The organism is Roseateles sp. P5_B10 (genome assembly GCF_056400485.1).
This window is the reverse complement of record NZ_JBFULE010000423.1, coordinates 1-4,544: the sequence shown is the minus strand read 5'-3', so window position 1 is coordinate 4,544 and position 4,544 is coordinate 1. Positions and strand designations below refer to the sequence as shown.

Genomic DNA, 4,544 nt, shown 5'->3' with positions numbered 1-4,544 from the left:
GGTCATGCCCGTCGCGCGGCGGCCGTTGCGCCATTCGTTGAAGTCGGCCGAATCGGCCAGCATCGAAAAGGACAGCGGCGATTTCGGGCCGAGGACGAGACCGAGCGCGATCTGCAGCGCATACATCAGCGCGATCTGATCGGCGTCGACGAACAGGAAGGCCATCGACAGCACGGTGGAAGCGAGCATCAACCCGATCAGCAGCTTGCGCTTGTCGATGAAGCGAGTGAGGAAGGGCGTGCACGCCGTGCCGGCCGCCGCGGCCAGCAGGTAGGCCGGCATGAAGGTGGCCAGAAGCTCGGGCCGGTTGACCACGTACTTGAAGTAGTAGGCCGCGCTGGTCATGCGCAGCGTGATGCTGAGCATGATGATCAGCGCCAGGAAGAACAGCAGGATCCAGGGCAGGTTGCTGCGCAGGTCGGCCAGGTCCTGGCGCACGCTGGAGGGCTCGGCCTGTACCGGCTGGACGCGCTCGGTCGTCGCGCTGAAGGTGAAGGCGAAGATCAGTGCGGCGGCAACGCCCCAGAACACCATGGTCAGCGTCCAGCCCAGGGCTGGGTCGCCACCGCCGAACCAGCCCACCAGCCGGGGCGACACGGCCGTGACGAGGGTGCCGCCCGCAAAGCCGCAGACGAAACGGGACGCGTTGACAGCATTGCGCTCCCGCGCGTCGCCCGAGATCACCCCCGACAAGGCGCTGTAGGGCAGGTTGACGCTGGTGTAGACCGTCATCAAGAGCAGGTAGGTCACGTAGGCCCACACCAGCTTGCCCGTGGGGCCGAAGTCGGGCGTGGAATAGGTCAGCACACCGATCACGGCCAGCGGCAGCGGCATGAACAGCAGATAGGGCCGGAACTTGCCCCAGCGCGTCTGCGTGCGGTCGGCGAAGGCGCCGATCATGGGGTCGGTGAAGGCGTTGAAGATCTTGATGACGAACAACATCGTCGCGGCGGCGGCTGCGGTGATGCCGAACACGTCGGTGTAGAAGATCAGCAGGAAGGTCGAGATGTTGGTCCAGTAGAAGTTGAACCCCATGTCGCCCAGGCCGTAGCCGACGATCTCGCGCCGAGTGAGCGGGCGCGCGCTCATGCTGTGCTCTGCAACCAGGCGAACACCTGCGCCYGCAACTGGTCCAGCGGGGCGAGTGCATCTAGGTGCAGCACGCCCGGCTCGCCGACGGGCGACTCCAGCGTCTCGAACTGGCTGTCGACCAGGCTGACGGAGAAGAAATGGCCGCCGCGTGCCTCGATGCGACGGCGGGCCTCGGCCCGGTCGACATCCAGGAAGGCGAAGCGCAGGCCCGGTGAGGCTTGGCGGAGCTGGTCACGGTAGCGGCGCTTGAGCGCTGAGCATGCGGCCATGGCGCCTAGCGGGTGGCAACGCAGTTGCTCGCACAGCGCGGCGAGCCAGCCGGCGCGGTCATCGTCGGTCAGCGGCTGGCCCTGGGCCATCTTGCGGCGGTTGGCCTCGCTGTGGAAGTCGTCGCCCTCCAGCCAGACACGGCCGGCTCTATGAGCGACGGCAGCGCCCAGCGCGGATTTACCGCTGCCGGCGACGCCCATGAAGACGAGGGATTCGGGCGCAAGGTGGGTCATGGGGCGCGAGCGAGAGCGGATCTGAGGGCTTTGGATAGCGCTATCCTAATGTCAATGCCGCCTATGACGCTCCGTGTTTTCCCGCCGCAGCCTTCGCGCCGAGCGTCAGAGTACCGCGCGCAGCCTGTCGTAGCCGCTGCGGCTGACGGGAATGCGCTTGCCATTCCTCATGCGCGCGACGTGGGCGTCGCTGTCCGTCTTCTCCAGAGCCTGCAGCGCCGTGAGGTTGATGATGAAGGAGCGGTGTACGCGCACGAAGCGGCTGGGGTCGAGCTGGGCCTCCAGGTCCGAGATGCGCTGGGCCTTCAGGTGGTCGCGGCCGGCGCTGTGGAAGGCGACGTTGTCGGCCTGGGCCTCGATGTAGTCGATGGCGTCGACCGCCAGCACCTGCATGCCCCCGCTGCGCTCGGCGTCGCGTACGAGCACACGGCTCAGCGCCTGCGGCGAGACGAGTTTGTCCAGCCCGGGCTGAGCCTGACCTAGCAAGCGGCGCGCGCGTGTCAGCGCGGTGTCGAAGCGGGGCTGGTTGAAGGGCTTGAGCAAATAGTCCACCGCATGCAGCTCGAAGGCGCGCATGGCGTGCTGGTCATGTGCCGTCGTGAAGATGACGCCGTCGCGCCGGCCGGTCAGCTCCAGCACTTCGAGGCCCGTCAGGCGCGGCATCTGGATGTCGAGAAAGACGAGGTCGGGCTTGAGCTCGGTGATGGCGCGGGCGGCGTCCAGGCCGTTATCGGCCTCGGCGGCTATGGCGATGTCGGCGTGGGCCTTCAGGAACTCGCGCAGCAGGCGGCGGGCCAGGGGTTCGTCGTCGGCAATGAGGGCTTGCAGCGTCATGGCGTCTCGTTCTCGAATGGAATGCTGATCTCGACCGCGAAGCCCTCGCGCGTCGCGCCCCAGCTCACACGGGCACGGTCGCGGTACTGCGCGGCCAGCCGCTCGCGCAGATGGCGCAGGCCCTGGCCCAAACCAGCCTCGCGCGTGGGTTCGGCGGGCACGGGGTTGCGCACGGCCAGGTGCAGCCAGCCGTCGCGCACCAGGGCTTGGATCTGCACGAGGCCGCCCTCGTCCAGCGCGCGCAGGCCGTGCTTGAGGGCGTTTTCGACCAGGGGCTGCAGCGTCAGCGGCGGCAGCAGGCCGGCCAGGGTCTCGAGCGGCGCATCAATGGCGCTGCGCAGCTTGTCGCCCAGGCGTTGGCGCTCGATGGCGAGGTAATGGCCGATGAGGTCGAGCTCGTCCTCCAGGCGGATGCGCTCGCGGCCGGCCAGCGCCAGGGTCTGCCGGAAGAACTGGGCCAGGTCGATGCTCATCTGCCGCGCGCCAGCGGGGTCGAAGCTGGTCAGCGCGCTGATGGAGTTCAGGCTGTTGAAGAGGAAATGCGGGTCGATCTGCAGGCGCAGCAGCTGCAGCTCCATGTCGCGGGCCAGCAGCCGCGCCTCGGCCTCGCGGGTGGCGGAGGCTTGCGCGGATTCGACGGCCAGCAGCAGGTCGTGGGCCAGCACCGACAGCGTCAGCAGGATGAGATTGGCCAGCAGCAAGAAGCCCCAGGTCGCCGGGGTCATCGTGACCAGGCCGGCCGGGCGGCCGAGGGCGAGGCCCGCTGCATTCCAGCCTGCCGCGAGTGCGAGCGCCGCGCCGCCGAGCAGCAGCACGGCCGCAATCCGTGCAGCCAGTGCCCGCGGCCAGCGGCCGGCACCGAAGGGCTGGCTGCGGCAGAGGTGATACAGCGACAGTGCGACAAAGCTCAGCACTGTGCTCAGCGGCAGCGCCCAGGCCAAGGCCCAGGCGAAGTCGACCGGGCCTTGCCTGCCCAGCAGCGCGGCCAGCGCCGTGCCGGCCAACGCGGCGGCCAGCAGGCAGGCGGCCAGGCCGCGCCGGTGCACCAGCAGCGGGTGCACTTCAGTTCTTGACTTCGACGCCGCCGAACATCGCGTCGCCCCGCAGCACGAGGCGTTGCGTCGGGTTCATGGGCGGCACCGTACGGTCCTCCACGCCGCCCAGCGTGGGCGCGATGTCGACAATGACTTGCCAGTCGCGCGGCACGCGCAGCTCGACACCGCTGAAGCGGGCCGAGATCTCGAGCACGGCCTCAGGGCCCTCGATCGCGGCCTGGCGCAGGTCGAGCTCGACGCCGCCGAAGGTCACGTCGATGCGGCCGCCCTTGAAGGCGCGCGAATCGTTCTGCTGGCGGATGGCGCTGAAGCTTGCGTCGATGGCAATGCGGTCGCCGTGCTCGAGCGTCGACGGCGTGTCGGCGCAAGCCCCTGCTCCGCGGTAGCGCGGGAACATGCCACGCGCCAGGATGGACAGGCCAGCCAGGATGATGAAGACGGGCCACCAGTCGCGCAGCCGGATGCTGACGAGGTCCAGGTTCTGTGCGGTCATCACGGCGCCGACGATGACCAGGGCGATGCCGAACAGCCAGTTGCCCGCGTGGCGTGGCCAGACGATGCGACTCAGCCCGAACAGCACCAGGGCCAGCGGCCAGAAGGTGCGCAGCAGCGGCATGCCGAAGACATGGAGGTTGTCCAGCAGGGCCAGCGTGCCGATGCCGATAACGCCCAGCCCGAAGACGACGCGGTGTGCCGGGTGGTACGGCGGGCGATGGCGGATGCGGTTGGGTCTCATGGTGCGGTTCTCGACTTGCGATGGCATGAGTAGACACGCCCGTCGCAACCGGCGAGCCGCCGAATCGGCGAATCGACGCCAGCCGGCGACGAATCAACAGCCGGGTTCGCGAATGTCGGAAAGGAGAAAGCCCGGTGCACTTGCGCCGGGCAAAGAAAAAGCCCGGTGCGGGTGCACCGGGCTTTCGGGAGGCGAGAGCCTGAGGATCAGGCGGCGCGCTTGGCGGCGCGGGTCGCGGTCTGCGTGGCCTTGACGGCTTGGCTGGTCGCGGCCTGGAAGTTGGACTCGGCCACTTCAACGGCTTGCTTGGTGGCCTTCTGGACC

At 68.6% G+C, this 4,544-nt stretch carries 5 protein-coding genes; all 5 read right to left on the bottom strand.

Features of this window, described 5'->3' with window-relative positions; translation table 11 throughout:
• A partial coding sequence (locus AC1DU6_RS20940; protein WP_477859322.1) for an MFS transporter occupies positions 1-1,089 on the bottom strand: 1,089 nt, incomplete at its 3' end.
• A complete protein-coding gene (locus tag AC1DU6_RS20935) occupies positions 1,086-1,595 on the bottom strand; it encodes a gluconokinase (protein WP_477859320.1) in 510 nt (169 codons plus the stop codon). The genes AC1DU6_RS20940 and AC1DU6_RS20935, both read right to left, overlap by 4 nt.
• A gap of 105 nt (positions 1,596-1,700) precedes the next feature.
• Complete coding sequence (locus AC1DU6_RS20930; protein ID WP_477859318.1) at positions 1,701-2,429, bottom strand: LytR/AlgR family response regulator transcription factor; 729 nt, start codon at positions 2,427-2,429, stop codon at positions 1,701-1,703.
• Positions 2,426-3,490, bottom strand: a complete 1,065-nt coding sequence (locus AC1DU6_RS20925; RefSeq protein ID WP_477859316.1) for a sensor histidine kinase — start codon at positions 3,488-3,490, stop codon at positions 2,426-2,428. The genes AC1DU6_RS20930 and AC1DU6_RS20925 overlap by 4 nt, the downstream gene beginning before the upstream one ends.
• A 1-nt stretch (position 3,491) precedes the next feature.
• Positions 3,492-4,220, bottom strand: coding sequence for a LiaI-LiaF-like domain-containing protein (locus AC1DU6_RS20920; RefSeq protein WP_457325673.1), 729 nt, complete (start codon positions 4,218-4,220; stop codon positions 3,492-3,494).
• Positions 4,221-4,544: the final 324 nt, after the last annotated feature.

Excerpts from the sequence above, each read along its gene's own strand:
- AC1DU6_RS20930 (WP_477859318.1), bottom strand. The coding sequence starts at position 2,429 with ATGACGCTGCAAGCCCTCATTGCCGACGACGAACCCCTGGCCCGCCGC.
- AC1DU6_RS20920 (WP_457325673.1), bottom strand. The coding sequence starts at position 4,220 with ATGAGACCCAACCGCATCCGCCATCGCCCGCCGTACCACCCGGCACAC.